Consider the following 16,955-nt stretch of genomic DNA (forward strand, 5'->3'; position numbering starts at 1 on the left):
AACCGTGAAGGTAATTAGTTGATGAACACGGACGTATATTTTTTTTGATTTTCCAGGACCCTGCCCACGCCTCGCACCACCGTGGTCAAAGGGTCGTCATCCTTGATGACCTGGAGATGCGCACTTTGGGCAATGAGCTGATCCAGCCCCTTGAGCAATGCCCCGCCTCCGGCCAGATATAAACCGTTGTTGGCAATGTCGGCCACCAGTTCCGGCGGGGTTTTTTCCAGAGCGCGACGAACCGCCAGCACGATGGCATTGACCGGTTCCTGAATCGCCACCCGAATCTCCTCATCGTGCAGGGTCAATGTGCGCGGATTCCCGTCCACCATGTTTTTCCCGCCGACTTCAATGGAAAGAGGCTTGTCCTGACGGAAGGCCGACCCGATGACGATCTTGGTTTTCTCGGCCATATTTTCCCCGATCAGCATCTGATACTCATCTTGAACATAACGCTGGATGGCTTCATTCATCTCATCGCCGGCTATGCGCACCGATTCGGAATAGGCCACCGAGGAAAGAGAGATGACGGCCACTTCGGTTGTTCCGCCGCCAATATCCACGACCATGTTCCCAATGGGCTCGTCAATGGGCAAACCGGCGCCGATGGCCGCGGCCACCGGCTCTTCGATCAACTTGACTTCCCGTGCTCCGGCCTGGGTTCCGGACTCTATGACCGCCCGCTTCTCGACCTGGGTGATCCCTGCGGGAACGCCGATGATGATCATCGGCTTGATCAGGCGCATTCCCCGGATCACCTTGCGGACAAAATAGGCGATCATCTCCTTGGTCACCTCAAAATCGGCAATGACCCCGTCTTTCAGGGGCCGGATCGCACGGATGCTTTTCGGGGTTCTGCCCAGAAACTCCTTGGCCTCCTTGCCCACCGCCAGAACGTTTCCACTCCGGTTGTCCAATGCCACAACCGAGGGTTCGTTAAGGACGATGCCATCTTTCGGCGTATACACCAGCGTATTGGCCGTACCCAGATCCATGGCCAAATCGGTGTTCATGAAAGAGAAGAAGCGCTTGAAAAACATGCCGTGACCACCTTGCAAATGATGAATGGGGACAAAAAAGTGAAGCCATGCTGCCTGACGTAATTTCCTGACCCAAGTTCGTATCCGCTGTCAACGGAAATCTCAGAAACCCAGGACAAATCTGTTCTCCCGGTGGTGTACCCTGTTTTGGCCGGATCAAAACTTCCGCCCGACCGGAACACCAAACCGGTGCGCTGCAACAACAAGAGACTGTGCTCTCTGCGTTTGGCAACGGCTTGATGAGCGATGTCCGGCTCGGTTGGGCAGCCGTTCCACCCAAAACAGGGCAACCACCTTTAAGTATCTCAGTGAGTTGGGTGAGAACAAAAATTTACGATAAGAACCTGATATGTCAGGATCGTCAAAAATCAGTGGTCTTTTTCCGGAGCGGGCGGTGGCGGGAGCATGGCTTTGAGTTTGCTCACCTGATTGCGCAGATAAAGATTTTCCAGAAAAAACTCGAGATGTTCCGTAACCAACCGCAGAAAGACCCTCATTTCGTTACACGGGACACGGACTATTGGATCGGCCAGCACCAAAACAGCCCTCGTTCGCTTGGAGACGTTGAGCGGCAGGCAGATAACCGTATGCAGCACCTCTGAACCGAGGACATCTTTGGCAAACAGCGTGACCCCGGTATGTCCCGATTCCATGTCCGCTGAAAACACGGGCTTTTCGTTCTTGAAAACCCACCCCACAAGTCCGCTTCCAATGGGGTAAGAGTCGAGTTTGGAAAGATTGTTGAGTGGAAATCCATCGGTCCAGCCCTCGATGGAAAAATTTTGTCCGAGTTCATCCCGGACGGCAAGGGCAGTGTGTTGTATCTGGGTGGTTTCCGACAGAATCTCGAGAAAATTTTTGAGGTATGACGACCAGAGCGGAAACCGCTGTCGAAGCTCACGCAATTTTTGTAGCGCCTGATAATACGTGAAGTCCTTCCTGCTTGTCCGCAGCCGACAACTATCCATTTGCAGCGCGGCGACAAACTCCACGAACTGATGGAGAATCTTTTGATCCTTGGTGCTGAAGGAGTAGCTTTTTTTGCTGTCGACGCACAAGACTCCCTGTCCATCCCTGAGCGGGCAGCCCATGAACGCCTTGACCACGGACTCGCTCTGGCCGGAATAATACCCCAAAGATTCGCTCTGCAGTTCAAAGTTATTGACCAGCAGCGGCTGATTGTTTCGGAGTATCCATCCCACCAGCCCTTTTCCAGGTTGAACCGTGGCATTGCGCGAGAGATCATCTCCCAGGCTGAAGTGAGCGGCCACGCTGTACGTGCCGCTTGCGTCAGGCAGGAACAAAACCGTCGAGTAGGCGTCGAAGGAGTTTGCGATGATGCTCAACAGGTGCTGCAAGCACCCGATATGCTGACTATCCATAGGTTCCAGGTTGAAAATCATTTTGGGGAGCGTCTTTGAACAAAAAAATCAATGCTTCGATTCAGTGACTTTTCCTCCTCCGGGGTGAAGTAGCATCCGGGAAGCTCGTTGCGTTGCCGGTGATAATGAAGGCATTCACAGCACAACCCATACTTCGGACAATCTACCGATGTGCATGTGCAAAATTTGGTGTTGATTTTAATCCGGGGGCATTGGCTGCTCTTGGACATCGAGAACTCCAAGGAGGTGCAAGGTGTCTGCAAAAAATCCGGGCCGCGGGCTTGAAATTCCAGCTTCATCCCCATGAATTGTGTGCATGAGGGTCCATACCCGCGATCAATCCATTCGTTCATTGGCAGCGGGCGAAGTGGAAAAAAATCATTATCGTGGAAAGCCGTGCAAGACAATGAGCCGATGATGAGACATATTCATGAGCAGCCATGAATCGTTAGTCAACATATTGCGATTTGGATCTTAAAAAGACTTCGACTTAATGTCAATAACTTGATTTGATTGGTTTTTCCAAAAAAATACTTCGCGTCGGATCAGAATACGACATTGACAGGTTACATGCTGCAGGCTAGTTAAGGATAATCAAATTATGGAGATAGCCACATGCAAGATGCACGCAATCAGTTCTTTCATTTTCTGGCCAAGAAGAAGCTCAAGTTTACATCCCAGCGAGGGCTCATTTTTGATGTTTTCTGGCAAACCAGTGATCATGTCTCCCCGGAAGAACTGTATAACCTGGTCAAGCAGAGCGACCCGCAGGTCGGTCAGGCCACCGTGTACCGGACACTCAAGTTGCTCTCAGAAGCAGGAATTGCGCGTGAAGTGAATTTCGGCGATGGCGTGACGCGATACGAGCCGACCTTCGGCCATGCCCATCACGATCACCTGATTTGTTCAAGCTGCGGCCGCAGCGTGGAAGTTATCGACAACCAAATCGAGAAGCTTCAGGAACAGCTGGCCAAGGACCACGATTTCACGTTGACGGGACACAAAATGTACCTTTTCGGGGTCTGCCCGGAATGCCGGAGATCCGGCAAATAGTACAGCCTCTGCCAAGCGTTTCACCAGTCCGACCAAGGTTTTTTGAAATTACCGTCTTGATCGACTGAAGCTGGTCAATTCCCCTCCTCCCTCTTGCCATCTCTCGAGATGGTCATACCATCCGTGATCACATTTCGCGTGGTCATCAATCATTATCGATATATCAACTCAGCACCCGTTCTGTTTTGCACCATTGCTCCGGTTTTCTGCATCATGGTCGGGACCGGAATCGGAATCGGTTTCGTATACATTGATGCTCCTGCAGACTGCGCTTTCAATACCGACGCCGATACCGACCCCGATGCAGATGCCAACTTGGTACGACATTTGTTCGAGTTGTTATTTATTAGTGTCCACATCCACGGCATCAAGCCATTTCCCATATGAGTACATGAACAGCCCCCGCATCAATCGCGCCGACTGGAAGCGACATAACCTGCACAACCGCCTTCAGGCCGGATTGCTGCTGATTTCCATGAGCGGCTTTCTGGGACTGCTTGGCTACATCCTTTTTGGTTCCAAGGGGCTGTGGATGATGCTGCTGATGTCCGTCATCCCCCTGCTCTGGAACCCGTCCAAATCACCTCACCTGGTGTTGCGTCTTTACCGGGCTCGCCCCCTTTCTTTCGACCAGGCTCCGGCCTTGTTCGGACTTGTCCGCGAATTGTCCCAGAGAGCCGGATTGCAGGTTGTTCCGCAAATATTCTTCATCTCCAGCAACGTGATCAACGCCTTCAGCGTCGGCAACCGTAAAGCATCCGCCGTGGCCGTCACCAATGGCCTGCTGCAATCCCTGCAACCCCGAGAAATCGTTGGCGTGCTGGCCCATGAAATCAGCCACATTGCGAACAATGACCTGCGGGTCATGGTCCTGGCCGATCTGATTACCCGCATGGCAGGTTTACTCTCATTGATCGGCCAGTTTCTTTTATTTCTGAATCTACCCCTGATCCTGATGGCGGAAGTGCATGTCAACTGGTGGGCTGTCCTGCTGCTGGTTTTTGCTCCGCAAATCATGCTGCTGGCCCAGCTGGGTCTTTCCCGGACCAGGGAATATGATGCTGACATGCAGGCCGTTCAATTGACGAACGATCCTGAAGGACTGGCCAGCGCCCTGTACAAGGTCGAACATCACCATGTTTCCATCCTCCGACGTCTCTGGCCGGGATCACGGATTCCTCAGTATTCCTGGCTGCGGACCCATCCCGCGACAGAAAAACGGGTACAACGACTGCTTTCATTGCAATCCTCATCCATCCAAAAACGCCGCCAAATCCATCTGGCATAACGGAGTGTCGAAAAAGTCCTGTCCGGCAGTTCGTTCAAAAGCCCCAAACACATTATCTGCTTGCCATTGCTCATCCGGATCTTATCGTGACTGCACGGCATAATTGCGAAAGAACAGGAGAGTTTGGCATGAAGACCCTCATGAAGACATTCATATTCAGCTGTCTGATCGTTCTGCCGACATATATGGGTTTGCCGACATTGATCAGCGCCAAGGAGAAAACGACAATGCAACAGGAATCCCGAAATCATGGATTGGCCACGCTGGCTGGAGGCTGCTTCTGGTGCCTGGAAGCGGACATCAAGAAGTTGGCTGGAGTGCAGGAGGCAATATCCGGTTACACCGGCGGGAATGTGGACAATCCGACATACGAGCAGGTTACCGGCGGACGAACGGGCCACTATGAAGCCGTCCAGGTCCGGTTCGATCCGACCGTGACCAGCTACGAACAAATCCTGGAAGCCTTCTGGCGTTCCATTGATCCCACCGATCAGGGTGGACAATTCGCGGATCGCGGCTCCCAATACAAGACCGCGATCTTCTATCATGATGAAGAACAGCGAGCGGCGGCCGAGGCATCAAAGAAGGCTCTTGGGGACTCAGGAAAATTTTCCCGGCCCATTGCCACGGAGATTCTTCCGGCCGGGAAGTTCTACGCCGCCGAAGGCTATCACCAGAACTATTCGGACACCAATCCCGAGCATTATCAACGCTACCGAGTGCTTTCCGGGCGCCAGCCCTTCCTGGACAAGCACTGGAGCGAGTCTGAGGTTCAGCGCCCCGCATCCCCTGGATTCACTCCGCCCTTTGCCAAGCCTTCCATGGTGGAATTGCGCTCCAGACTCACGCCCATGCAGTACCAGGTCACGCAGCAAGACGGTACCGAGCCGCCCTTCAAGAATGAATACTGGGACAACAAGCGGGCGGGCATCTATGTGGACGTGGTCTCCGGCGAACCGCTCTTCAGTTCCCTGGACAAATTCGATTCCGGCACCGGCTGGCCCAGCTACACCGGGCCGCTGGTTCCGGAAAACGTCGTGGAGCGTCAGGACCGTAAACTGTTCATGCGCCGGACCGAAGTCCGCAGCAAGCATGCCGATTCGCATCTGGGCCACGTCTTCCCGGACGGCCCCCCTCCCACCGGACTGCGCTTCTGCATCAACTCCGCGGCCCTGCGTTTCATTCCCGCGGAAGACCTGGAGGCCGAAGGCTACGGACAGTTCGTCGAATTGTTCAGATAAAATGTGAACTGGTTCAGAAATGGTTCACACATTGACATGCTGCGCCTTGCCCTCCTGGGACCGCCGCCCCCCAGTGCGGCAAGTTGGTGAATGCCATGTCACTTGGGATGTTCGCGCTCATGCCGCACTGGGGGTGCGGCGGTCCCGGACCATTTCCCACCATCAGAAATATAAAAGGCGGCCAAAGGCCGCCTTTTCGAGTATTATCAGCACAAGAAACAGCTCCTACTTCATTTCCATGCTCCCCGGCATGGGCGCGGCCACGACCTCGCCGCGCACCCGGACTTCCCCCTCGGCCAGAATTTCCACCGCCACCACCAGCTTGCGTCGGCGACGCTCCGTGACCCGCCCTCGCAGCTCCAGCTCAACGCCCAAGGGCGTGGGTTTGACAAAAACCACATTCAGGGAGGCGGTGACGAACCGCCCCAGGGGCTCGTTGCCGACGCGCTCCATCCCGGCGGCCGCCGCGGCCGTGGCCACGCCGTGACAATCCACCAGCGAGGCCAGCAGCCCGCCATAGACGTAGCCCGGAACGGCGATATGCTCCGGACCCGGAGAGAACCGGGACGTGGCTTCCGTGCCGTCCCACCGGCTTTGCACGTGCAGTCCGTGCGGGTTGTTCCTGCCGCAACCATAGCAATGGCTGAGTTCATCGGCATAAAGATGCTGAACCGGTATAGCGGACATCTCAGCGCCTGATCATTTTGAAGTAATTGATCAACCCATTGGTGGACGAATCATGCCCCTGAACGGGTTGATCATCCTCCAGTTCCGGAAGAATGGCGTTGGCCAGCTGCTTGCCCAGTTCCACGCCCCACTGATCAAAGGAGTTGATCCGCCAGATCACGCCCTGCACGAAAATCTTGTGTTCGTACATGGCAATCAGGCTGCCCAGCGTATGCGGCGTCAATTGCGGAAAAAGAATGGAGTTGGTGGGTCGATTGCCCGGAAAAACCTTGTGGGGTGCAATAAGATCCACTTGTTTCGCATCCATGCCGGAAGCCTCCAGCTCTCGCCGCGCCTCCTCCTCGGTCTTGCCCCGCATCAGGGCCTCGGTCTGGGCGAAAAAATTGGAGAGCAGGATTTCATGGTGCTTCCCCAATGGGTTATGGCTCTGCGCCGGCGCCAGGAAATCCGCGGGGATCAGCTTGGTTCCCTGGTGGATCAGCTGATAGAATGCATGCTGACCATTCGTTCCGGGCTCGCCCCAGATCACCGGGCCGGTGGAATAGTCCACGACATCCCCGTCCCGGGTGACCCGCTTGCCGTTGCTTTCCATGTCCCCCTGCTGAAAATAGGCCGGAAACCGATGCAGATACTGATCGTACGGCAGGATGGCATGGCTTTGGGCGCCAAAAAAATTGTTGTACCAGACGCCGAGCAGGGCCAGAATCACAGGCAGGTTCTCTTCCAGGGGAGCGGTCCGGAAATGTTCATCCATGACGAATGCCCCTTCCAGAAGTTCCACGAAGTGGTCCATCCCGACATAGATGGCAATGGACAACCCGATGGCCGACCACAAGGAGTATCGCCCGCCGACCCAGTCCCAGAACGAAAACATGTTTTCCGGATCAATCCCGAACTCCCGAACTTTCTCCGTATTGGTGGACAATGCGGCGAAATGCATGGACACGGCTGTCGGATCAAGCAGCGCATCCAACAGCCATTTTTTGGCCGTATTGGCATTGGCTATGGTTTCCTGGGTAGTGAAGGTCTTGGAAGCGACAAGAAACAGCGTGGTTTCCGGGTCGCATCGCTTGAGCACTTCCGCGATATGCGTCCCGTCCACATTGGATACGAAATGAACCCGCAGATTGGGATGCCCATACGGCTTCAGGGCCTCGGTGACCATGTACGGCCCCAGATCCGATCCCCCGATGCCGATGTTCACGACATCCTTGACCAGCTTGCCGGTGAAGCCCACCCAGTCTCCATCCCGAACCGCGGTGGAAAAGGCTTCCATTTTGGCCAGGACATCGCGCACCTCGGGCATGACGTCCTTGCCGTCGACCATAATCGCCCTGTCCGAGTAATTTCGCAGAGCCACATGCAAAACAGCCCTGTCTTCCGTAAAATTGATCCGCTCCCCGCCGAACATTCTGTCCCGCCACTGCTCCACTTCGGCTTCCCGCGCCAAGCTGTACAGCAGATCCATGCTCTGCTGATCGATGATGTTCTTTGAGTAATCCACCAGAATCGAGTTCACCGTGGCCGAAAAACGCTCAAATCGTTGTGCATCGGCTGCAAAAAGATCCCGCATGTGCCGGGTCTTCATGATCTCGGCATGCTCTGCCAGAGCCTTCCAGGCGGATGTTGTCGTCAAGTTGCTCATGACTCCTCCATGGTTTGAAATGTTCCTTTCAACACATAAATCGCCAATCCGCCCTGTCCAAGGCCGGAATTCAAATATCAAACGAGGCTTCCCGTGATGACTCGAGGGTGTATTGCCTGGATTCAGGCTTTATGGGCAAACGTCGCCCGTCCAAGGCAAAGAAGGCCTCCAACGCCAAAAAGTCGTGCCCGGGGATGCCCAAGACGAGAGCGTGACTGAAAACAAATAACATCGCCAAAACATGTGGTTTTGCTTTTCACTCCGGCGGGTGCAGACGGCGAATCTTTTGAATCATCTCATCTAATTGTTGCAGAAAACGCGATCGGTCCTGCTTTTTGAGGGGCGGGGGACCGCCGATCATCTCACCTGAACCGCGAAGCTCCGATAACAGATCCCGAGTGGCGACGGCCATGCCGATATTGTCTTCCGTAAATGGCTTGCCCGTGGGTCTGATCGCCTGCGCACCTTTCTTCAGACAGCGGCCGGCCAGCGGTATATCAGTGGTGACCACGATATCATGCGCGTTGACGTGATCGACAATCCAGTCGTCAGCCGCATCCAGCCCCTCCGCGACAACTTCGAGCACGATCCTGCGCTCACTGGGAATACGCATCCAGGAGTTGGCCACCAACGTAACGCAGAGTTGATAACGGTCGGCAACGCGGTACACTTCCTCTTTGACCGGGCAGGAATCAGCATCGACAAAAATGTGCAGCAAAATTTTCTCTTTGATTTTAATTAGTTAACGATCACATTGGTAGCTGCTCAATAACAACGGGCAGCCTGCCATCGGGCTCCTTGCTGCCTGGATACCGGCTGGTGTTCTGTATTAGCGAATTTTCGCGGTCGTCACCCCGGCGCAGGCCGGTGTCCAGGCGAAGCTGCCGGAGTAATTGAGCAAGTATACGGTAACTGCTCAATAAACTGTGGCAAGCATGGTCTGGATGCCCGCCTTCGCGGGCATGACGTGCTTGAAAGCGTTCGCATTGAAGTCATCCCCGCGAAGGCCGGATCCAGCTTCAAGGGAACGCGCAGTCTGTGCCCGACCTTATTTGAGCAGTTACAGTATACGTTCTGGGTAACTCCACAGCAAAAGTTCCATGAAACGGTACTGGCCTGGGTTGCCTTGATTTTGCGATCCTGCATGGTATTCAATTGAGTCAGGATTCGTTCATCGAACCATTGCAGGACAACGATTCCCTCCTCAATGCAGAAAGGACAACCTCACCGTTCGCCTGTTTGCTACGTTCTCCAACTGGACCTTGTCCGCATACTGCATGACGAGATATCCCGACATCCTGGCCAGGGCTTGATCGTCCTCCAACAGTTCCTCGGGACTTGGCCTGTGGTGGGTGGCGATGAGTTCCGGGCCTTCGTATTCCGCGCATACCTTGAGAACGTATTCGTCGAAAGATACCTCCAGGCGCATCTCCCCTGCTGCCGAACTTGTTCCGCAAACTGATTCATGCAGTTCCGCGCAAGCCCCGGCCGCCTTGCGCACCACTTCCTGTCTGGCACCCCACTTTCCACCCATGTCTTCAAAAAAATCATGGATCGTGCTTCCGGCACCCTTGTGCAGGCTCAAGACAAGAACCGCCCGATCCGTGATGCCGATCCGGAACAGCAGCGTCAGAAGCACGCCGGAAACCGCGGTCAAGGCGATGGACGACCCAAAGATGGGCTTGAACTGGTTCGGGATGGAATCGAATATTTCCGGCGCGACCAACACGCTCACGCCCAGAATCAATGAAATCCCCACGACAAAGGTTTTGCGGGAGTCCATCATTCGGGACATGATAATGGACCAGCCGGTAACGATCATGAAACAGGCCGCGTACATGATGATCGCCCCGATGACCGGAACGGGCATGTTGGCGAGAATAAACGCCGCCTGCGGAAAAAAAGCCAGACCAATGAAAAAAGCGCCCGTAACGAACCCGATTCCGCGGCTGGTGGCGCCGGTGGCATAGGACATCCCGATGTTCGACGACGAGGCGGCCAAGCCGGTGCCGCCCAGCAGCCCGGCGGTCATGGTGCCGAGACCTTCGGCGTTGATTCCGCGTTGCACCGAAGCCATATCCACCCGTTTCCATTCCAGATCATTGATTTTCTGACAGGTGATGATGTCGCCGGTCAGCTTCAACGACGCGCAGATCGCGGCGATCAGAAACGGCAGAATAAGCAGAGGATCGAAGGAAAATCCCGGATGCTCGATATGCGGCAATGAGAAGAAGGACATGGCCCACGCCTCCACCTGGACCTCTCGAGGCATGACCCCCAGCAGAAGGGCGGACGCATATCCGTAAATGATGCCGATCAGGATGGAGTAGAGCCTGAAAACTTTGGATCCCCAGACGTTCAAGCCGACGATGATGACCAGGGTGCCGACTCCCACCAGAAATGTATCCAGTTCGAGGCTGACGTTCCCCATTCCCAAACCGAACAGCGATCTCACCGCATACGGAGCCAAGGCCATCCCAACCATGGCCACCACCAAACCCGCCACCTCGGGAGGGAACAAAACGCGCAGCCTGCCGATCATCCTGGAAAGAATGGCCTGCATGATGCCGGCAAACGCGGTCATGCCGAAAACCAGGGGCAGTCCGCCGACATGGGCCGCGGTAATGGAAGCCTGAAAGTAGATGAATGAACTGGTGTGCAGACAAAAATATCCCGAGCCGACCCCCCATCTGCCCAGGGACTGAAGAATACAGGCCAACCCTCCGGCAATGAGCGCGATATTGATCAGGGAGGTCGTCCCAGGCGTGTCCAAGTCCAGTGCCTGGGCAAAAAAAACGGTGGCCATCAGACTGGAAATCAGCAGCGCGCCGTGCTCGATACCCAGGATGACCAGACTCAGCCTGGGGGGGCTGTCGTTGACTCCGTACAGCAGGTTGGGGGGTTTTCGGGATATTTGCGGCAAAACGCGAACGTTCCTCAGTCTGGGTTCGGTGCGTTCAAGGACAGAACATAGGAATTAATGCCCTCTTGCGGCCAATACCGCGCATTGAGCGAATCCAGGATTTGGCTTGCCAGACAGAGACCAAGGGCTTCGAAGGTCTTCACCTGCAGCAGATGAAGATGCCCCAGTCGTAGATAGTGATCCAAGGGACCGCGGATTCCGGGATATTCAATCACGATTTGGAAACTGCGGGCATGATGGCGGAAACGCGCCGTAATATCCGCGTTCATCTTTGTGGTTCTGATGGTATTCACGACGTAAAGAAACACTTCTTCCGTCGCCAGTTGCAACCGTTTGGAGACGTCTTCAGGGTAGTTCATCAGGCGACACAAACCTTCCAGTCCGGCATTGACCACGACCACCAGTTCCTTGCGCGGGGCAACTGTGACACGGACCACTTCAATCATCACCTAAGCTCCTTTCTCTTCCGCGCCGAATCTGAAAATCCCGTGCGGAGACAAGTCTCGCTACCGCCCGGATTGCCGTCACGTCATGGGTTACGCCGTTCAAGGCAATCGGAAGCAGTAGCTGGAAAAGATCCCAGGATAATGGAAATGGCTCCCCCTGTGAATCTCACAAGCTGAGGAGTAAAGCACGGAAGTCCAACCCCTTTAAATGGTGTACATGGAGAATTCACGCAGGGGACCGGAGGTAACTATTCTGCTCATCCGAGTAAAAAGAGAACTGAATATCCGCCTTCGCGGGTATGACTAATCCGGCGACGGCATTGAGAAACAAGTCATTCCGGCGAAGGCAGGTATCCAGGTCATGCTTGCCACATGTTTTTGAAAACGTGGTGAGAACTCAGCAGCATACTTATTTCGGTAATCAGGGTGCTGCCTGGCGTTTTAAAAACGTTCGCCCCGCCATCAGCAGCAAGACCATGACCAGCAACAACCATTCTCCGCCTTGGTTTTCTCCGCCGACAGTGCAGCCGCCTCCGGATCCTCCATGCTCAGGACCGCAATCGCCCACGCCGGTAGCGCCCTTGATCCAGCCGCAATAGTTCGCCAATCGGACATAAACACCGTAAATGCCAGGGGTGCCACAGCGCAGCCCCCAACTGGTCACGCCGGCCAGCACATAATTGCCTGATCCGTCACGCACCATCAGCGGCCCGCCGGAATCGCCCTGACATGTATCCACGCGCCCGTCTCCCGGACCCGCGCCGATCATATTGCCGGTAATGGAAAAGAAAGGAGGTGGGTAGGCCAAAATCAAGGCTGTCTGTGAGACCAGGGGGATTTGAGCCTGGTACAAATCTTGAGGGAATGGACCCTGAGGTCCCAAGGCGCCCCAGCCCGTGACCCAGGAAGGGTTGCCCGCAGCAGTCAGGCCTGCCGGGTCATTGGTTTGGATTACCGGCAGTACACTCCAGATCGTTCCTTCCGCGGGATCTCTGGCCAATTGAAGCAGGGCAAGATCTGAATCGTTGGATTCCGGATTATATCCGGGATGCACCACCAACCCGCTGACGGGAATCCGATCCCCTCCTTCGGAACGCAGATTTGATCTGCCGGTGACCACATGCAGATCTCCAGGTCTGAATTTCAGGTTTCCGGCACTGTCCGTCAAGCAATGGGCCGCGGTGACTACCCAGCGTCCGGAAATCAAGGTGCCGCCGCAAAAGTGGGCACGGAATGCATCCGCCACACCGGCATGCGCCACGGCAACAGTCCAGGGCCAAGTCCTGATGTCAGCCCGCTGACCGCCAAGAATTTTTCCCAAATCATGCTGACCACCGTCCTGGTATGGAACGATTTGCGCCGAGACCGGCGCCGCCAACCCCAGAAAAAGGAACAAAACCAGTCCACCCCACCAAACATTCTTGCCCACCGCAGACCCTCCTTTTACAGATTAACCGTATCCGACAGGTTCGGTATTCGAACATCAAGTCCCGTGTCTCCAACCGTCAGCGATCACGCTCATCGTGCCATACAGGAAGTCATCCGAATTGCTGCCGACAATTTCCAGATGAAACTATTGCGTGAAGCACGAATAGTTTCTTTAACTGTTTCGAGTCAAATGATTTATTAACCGGCAGGTTCTCAAGGATGACGTGTGAACCATGAACCAATCCTGGATCTGACCGGCCGCACGGCCAGCACGATAAAGATGGCCAGAGAACTCCACTCCAGCCATTGCGGCATGATCTCCTGTACGGCTCCGATCTGGCCGACAACGTCAACATCCCGCCAGGCAACCGCCTGATCCACCAAAATCCCCAGAAGCACCGCCGTGAAGACGATGCCGAAGAGATAGCAGCCCAGGGCCTTGTTGCCCATTTCCCGACGATAAATGCCGAGCGTCGCCATGCTCGTGACCGGGCTGGTGAGCAGGAAGACGAGTACCGTGCCGGGAGAGACGCCCACCAGAAGCATTCCGGCGGCGATGGGCGTGGCCGCGGTGGCGCAGATGTAAAGAGGCATGCCGACCACGGCCATGAACAGCATCGGCAAAAGACCGCTTCCGTAGGCGGCCATCGCTTCAGGCGGCATAAAGGCGATGAGTATTCCGGCAATGGCCAGGCCGGCGAAGATCCAGGCGCTGATATCGTCCAGCAGGTCACGGAAGGCAAAGCGCATGCCGCCACGAAGTCGGGCTCCGGCCGACGGCGCGGGTTCCAGAGTCAAGGGCTTCAAGCCTCCGGAACATGTGCCGCCGGAGCATTCCCCGTTGCATGAGGCAGTTGTATCCGCCAAGGGCAAGGATGCACCCTTGTCCGCGACGGCAGCCACGAGCAGACCGGTAATCAGGGCCGTGACCACTGCGCCCAGAGCGCGAATAACGGCCATGAACGGCCCAAGCAGCGCGTAGGTGATGGTGATTGAATCCACGCCGATACCCGGCGTGCCGATCAGGAAAGCGGTGGTTGGTCCACGCCCCGCGCCTCCTCGATGCAGGGCCAGGGCCGCGGGAATCGCGCCGCAGGAACACAGCGGCAATGGCGCGCCGACAACCGCGGCCCGCGCAACGGCAATAAATCCACGGCCGCCGACCATACGCTTCAGGATGCTTTCCGGAACAAACGCCTTGACCAGCCCCCCGGCGAACAATCCCAGAAGCAACCAGGGGGCCGCGGCCAGAGCAACGGACAGAATTTCAGCAAATACGGTCATCGTTTTTGGTGAATGTTCAGTGTCAACTCAGCAGGGTGCCCAGCAGCTCTGGACATATTACGTCACTGGATAGCTCTTTTTGAGTCCATACCACACAACCCCCTCTCACTTTTGGGAACCTCGCACCCCAGTGCGGCCTGGGATCACCGCCTTCAGTGCGGCTTGCATTCGTTCATTCGGCGCCAGAGGCCGCACTGGGGTGCGGCGCTCCCAGGGAGGGGCAGTAACCTGATCGCCCTGATTTTGGTATCTCATCCGCCGATTTCGTTGTATTGCAGTGACAATGTCGGTGCAAGCCGCAATATGGGAATGCATCCGCGGAAAACAGTCAGCTAAACGTATCGTAACTCCTCAGCTCATCCGAAGCTCATCCGAAGCTCATCCGAGACAAATCGGACTAGATAGCGATAGCGCCGGCCTTCGCCGGTATGACTTAACTTGGAAAGGACGTGGCATGATACGTCATTCCGGCGAAAGCCGGAATCCAGCTCCGGCGAGTGACCAGAGTATGTGCTGAATAGTTACAACGTACCCAACACACTTTCCGAACCGGGAAGAAGGGGCTAAGCTCCTTTCAGGCAATCCAGCCCACGAAATTTTTCTAATGGCTCAGGTGAACGACGAATGGTCACAAAGTCCCTCTCCAACACTCCAGCCCAACCCGAATTTCTGCCCATGTCGCGCAGCGAAATGCAGGACCTGGGCTGGCGCGAACTCGATATCCTCCTGGTCACCGGCGACGCCTACATCGACCACCCCGCTTTCGGGGTACCGCTCCTGGGGCGTTGGCTCTCGGCCCACGGATTCAAGGTCGGTATCGTGGCCCAACCGCGCTGGGACAGCCTGGAGGACATCCTGGCTCTGGGACGTCCCCGGCTCTTTTCCGGGGTCACTGCCGGCGCTCTGGACTCCATGCTGGCCCATTACACGGCCTTTCGACGAATTCGCCGCGACGACGCCTATTCCCCCGGAGGCCGAGCCGGAGCACGGCCAAACCGGGCGACCATCGTCTACACCAATCTGGTCAAGCGCGCCTTTCCCGGTCTGCCCGTGGTTATCGGCGGAATTGAGGCTTCCCTGCGGCGAATATCCCATTATGATTTTTGGACCGACAAGATCCGTCGATCCATTCTGCTGGACAGCAAGGCGGACCTGTTGCTCTCCGGCATGGCCGAAAGATCCGTTCTGGCACTGGCACTGGCGCTGGAAACAGCCTTGAAAGCGGACAAGTCAGCGGAACAACCCGCCGCCCCCCTTTCCGTCAAAACATGCCTGCAGATTCCGGGGGCTGTTTTTTCCTGCCGCGAGGCAGATCTGCCACGGCTGCCCGATGCCCTGGAATTGCCGTCCCACGATCAAATCTTGTCATCGCCCCATACCTTGCTCAAGGCGACGGAACTCATGGAACAGCATGTTCACCAGGGACAGCACGCCTTGATCCAGTCCGTGGGCGACAGGCTGCTCGTGCTCACGGCTCCATCCGCTCCATTGAGCGAACAGGAAATGGACGCCCTGTACGATTTGCCCTTTGCCCGGCGACAGCACCCCTCCTACACGGAACCGATCCCGGCCCTGGAAATGATTGCGGCCAGCATCACGACGCATCGCGGATGCGGAGGAGGCTGCTCGTTCTGCTCCCTGGCCCTCCATCAAGGCCGCCGGATCAGCTCGCGCAGCAAGAAATCCATCATGGCCGAAGCCCGGAAGATGACCGCCATGGATCATTGGAAAGGAGTGATCAGCGATGTGGGCGGGCCGAGCGCGAACATGTGGCAGGCCACCTGCTCCCGTGAAAGCGAGCCATGCCAAAGGAACAGCTGCATGCACCCGGCGGTCTGCCCCTTTTTTCGCGTCGACCAGCAATCCATCCTGGCCATGCTCTCTGAAATCCGGGGATTGCCGGATGTCCGCCATGTGCGTGTTGCCAGCGGAGTCCGTTTTGATCTGCTGCTTCAGGATACCAAGGCCGCGGTGGGATTGATCCGGGATTTTGTCGGCGGTCAGCTCAAACTGGCCCCGGAGCACGCCTCGGAAAACGTTCTGCGATTGATGCGCAAGCCCCGGTTCAAGGTTTTTGAGCAGTTTTTGGCCCTGTTCGAACACCAATCCGCCAGGATCGGCAAAAAACAGTTTGTCGTTCCCTACCTGATGAGCGCTTTCCCGGGTTGCACGGATCAGGACATGGCCGAACTGGCCAACTGGCTGAAGCAAAAAGGCTGGCGGCCGCAGCAGGTCCAATGCTTCGTGCCCACCCCCGGAACCCTGGCCACGGCCATGTTTCATGCCGGGAAAGACACTGCGGGCAATCCTTTGTTCGTCGCCAGCGGCGATGCCCAACGCCAGGCGCAACACAAAAAATTGACGTCCCTGCTTGAACCGGCCTCTCCCGCGAAAAAAGACCAGACACGAAGCAGGGCGCGGAAGAAGAAATAAAAAAAGGGGCGAAGATGCCTTCGCCCCTTTTTTTGGGTGATTTGATTAAATCCTATTTCTGAGATTTCTGAGGCCACTGCAAAAAGTCCGTGGACTGAATCCACA

At 55.9% G+C, this 16,955-nt stretch carries 14 protein-coding genes; 4 read left to right on the forward strand and 10 right to left on the reverse strand.

The window, feature by feature from the left end:
* Window positions 1-14: 14 nt before the first annotated feature.
* From mreB to ACYQ15_RS05940, 3 genes are all read right to left on the reverse strand, one after another.
* The gene (mreB, locus tag ACYQ15_RS05930; protein WP_459936604.1) at window positions 15-1,040 is read right to left on the reverse strand and encodes a rod shape-determining protein; all 1,026 of its coding nucleotides are present in this window, start codon (window positions 1,038-1,040) and stop codon (window positions 15-17) included.
* Between the two features lie 368 nt (window positions 1,041-1,408).
* Window positions 1,409-2,443, reverse strand: a complete 1,035-nt coding sequence (locus tag ACYQ15_RS05935) for a GAF domain-containing protein (protein WP_459936605.1) — start codon at window positions 2,441-2,443, stop codon at window positions 1,409-1,411.
* Entirely contained in the window at window positions 2,440-2,775 is a 336-nt protein-coding gene (locus tag ACYQ15_RS05940) for a DUF6485 family protein (protein ID WP_459936606.1), read from the reverse strand. Before ACYQ15_RS05940 ends, ACYQ15_RS05935 begins: the two co-directional genes overlap by 4 nt.
* Before the next feature lie 262 nt (window positions 2,776-3,037).
* On the opposite strand from ACYQ15_RS05940, the gene ACYQ15_RS05945 reads away from it, so the two are divergent.
* The 3 genes from ACYQ15_RS05945 to msrB all read left to right on the forward strand — a co-directional run bounded on the left by ACYQ15_RS05945 (window position 3,038) and on the right by msrB (window position 6,004).
* Window positions 3,038-3,475, forward strand: coding sequence for a Fur family transcriptional regulator (locus ACYQ15_RS05945; protein ID WP_459936607.1), 438 nt, complete (start codon window positions 3,038-3,040; stop codon window positions 3,473-3,475).
* 391 nt (window positions 3,476-3,866) lie between these two features.
* On the forward strand, window positions 3,867-4,763 hold the full coding sequence (locus ACYQ15_RS05950; protein WP_459936608.1) for a zinc metalloprotease HtpX: 897 nt from the start codon (window positions 3,867-3,869) through the stop codon (window positions 4,761-4,763).
* 128 nt (window positions 4,764-4,891) lie between these two features.
* Entirely contained in the window at window positions 4,892-6,004 is a 1,113-nt protein-coding gene (msrB, locus tag ACYQ15_RS05955) for a peptide-methionine (R)-S-oxide reductase MsrB (RefSeq protein ID WP_459936609.1), read from the forward strand.
* 225 nt (window positions 6,005-6,229) lie between these two features.
* On the opposite strand, the gene ACYQ15_RS05960 is transcribed toward msrB, so the two are convergent.
* The 7 genes from ACYQ15_RS05960 to ACYQ15_RS05990 all read right to left on the reverse strand — a co-directional run bounded on the left by ACYQ15_RS05960 (window position 6,230) and on the right by ACYQ15_RS05990 (window position 14,417).
* Window positions 6,230-6,691 carry a PaaI family thioesterase gene (locus ACYQ15_RS05960; protein WP_459936610.1) on the reverse strand — a complete coding sequence of 154 codons (462 nt, stop codon included), beginning with the start codon at window positions 6,689-6,691 and terminating at the stop codon, window positions 6,230-6,232.
* Window position 6,692: 1 nt separating this feature from the next.
* A complete protein-coding gene (gene pgi / locus ACYQ15_RS05965) occupies window positions 6,693-8,336 on the reverse strand; it encodes a glucose-6-phosphate isomerase (protein WP_459936611.1) in 1,644 nt (547 codons plus the stop codon).
* A gap of 256 nt (window positions 8,337-8,592) precedes the next feature.
* Window positions 8,593-9,054 (reverse strand): YaiI/YqxD family protein, encoded by a 462-nt coding sequence (locus tag ACYQ15_RS05970; protein ID WP_459936612.1) that lies wholly within the window; start codon window positions 9,052-9,054, stop codon window positions 8,593-8,595.
* Window positions 9,055-9,540: 486 nt separating this feature from the next.
* A complete protein-coding gene (locus tag ACYQ15_RS05975) occupies window positions 9,541-11,259 on the reverse strand; it encodes a solute carrier family 23 protein (RefSeq protein ID WP_459936613.1) in 1,719 nt (572 codons plus the stop codon).
* Window positions 11,260-11,273: 14 nt separating this feature from the next.
* Window positions 11,274-11,705, reverse strand: a complete 432-nt coding sequence (locus ACYQ15_RS05980) for a hypothetical protein (RefSeq protein ID WP_459936614.1) — start codon at window positions 11,703-11,705, stop codon at window positions 11,274-11,276.
* A 421-nt stretch (window positions 11,706-12,126) separates the two neighbouring features.
* Complete coding sequence (locus tag ACYQ15_RS05985; RefSeq protein ID WP_459936615.1) at window positions 12,127-13,134, reverse strand: serine protease; 1,008 nt, start codon at window positions 13,132-13,134, stop codon at window positions 12,127-12,129.
* 212 nt (window positions 13,135-13,346) lie between these two features.
* The gene (locus tag ACYQ15_RS05990; protein WP_459936616.1) at window positions 13,347-14,417 is read right to left on the reverse strand and encodes an SO_0444 family Cu/Zn efflux transporter; all 1,071 of its coding nucleotides are present in this window, start codon (window positions 14,415-14,417) and stop codon (window positions 13,347-13,349) included.
* Between the two features lie 624 nt (window positions 14,418-15,041).
* On the opposite strand from ACYQ15_RS05990, the gene ACYQ15_RS05995 reads away from it, so the two are divergent.
* On the forward strand, window positions 15,042-16,850 hold the full coding sequence (locus tag ACYQ15_RS05995) for a YgiQ family radical SAM protein (protein ID WP_459936617.1): 1,809 nt from the start codon (window positions 15,042-15,044) through the stop codon (window positions 16,848-16,850).
* Window positions 16,851-16,955 lie beyond the last annotated feature (105 nt).

It is taken from the genome of Desulfonatronum parangueonense (assembly GCF_054656975.1).

Bases quoted from the DNA above. Each gene is read 5' to 3' on its own strand.
- ACYQ15_RS05945 (WP_459936607.1), top strand. From the start codon at position 3,038: ATGCAAGATGCACGCAATCAGTTCTTTCATTTTCTGGCCAAGAAGAAG.
- ACYQ15_RS05960 (WP_459936610.1), bottom strand. From the start codon at position 6,691: ATGTCCGCTATACCGGTTCAGCATCTTTATGCCGATGAACTCAGCCAT.
- ACYQ15_RS05980 (WP_459936614.1), bottom strand. From the start codon at position 11,705: ATGATTGAAGTGGTCCGTGTCACAGTTGCCCCGCGCAAGGAACTGGTG.
- msrB (WP_459936609.1), top strand. From the start codon at position 4,892: ATGAAGACCCTCATGAAGACATTCATATTCAGCTGTCTGATCGTTCTG.
- ACYQ15_RS05950 (WP_459936608.1), top strand. From the start codon at position 3,867: ATGAACAGCCCCCGCATCAATCGCGCCGACTGGAAGCGACATAACCTG.
- mreB (WP_459936604.1), bottom strand. From the start codon at position 1,040: ATGTTTTTCAAGCGCTTCTTCTCTTTCATGAACACCGATTTGGCCATG.
- ACYQ15_RS05935 (WP_459936605.1), bottom strand. From the start codon at position 2,443: ATGATTTTCAACCTGGAACCTATGGATAGTCAGCATATCGGGTGCTTG.
- ACYQ15_RS05990 (WP_459936616.1), bottom strand. From the start codon at position 14,417: ATGACCGTATTTGCTGAAATTCTGTCCGTTGCTCTGGCCGCGGCCCCC.
- ACYQ15_RS05995 (WP_459936617.1), top strand. From the start codon at position 15,042: ATGGTCACAAAGTCCCTCTCCAACACTCCAGCCCAACCCGAATTTCTG.
- pgi (WP_459936611.1), bottom strand. From the start codon at position 8,336: ATGAGCAACTTGACGACAACATCCGCCTGGAAGGCTCTGGCAGAGCAT.
- ACYQ15_RS05940 (WP_459936606.1), bottom strand. From the start codon at position 2,775: ATGAACGAATGGATTGATCGCGGGTATGGACCCTCATGCACACAATTC.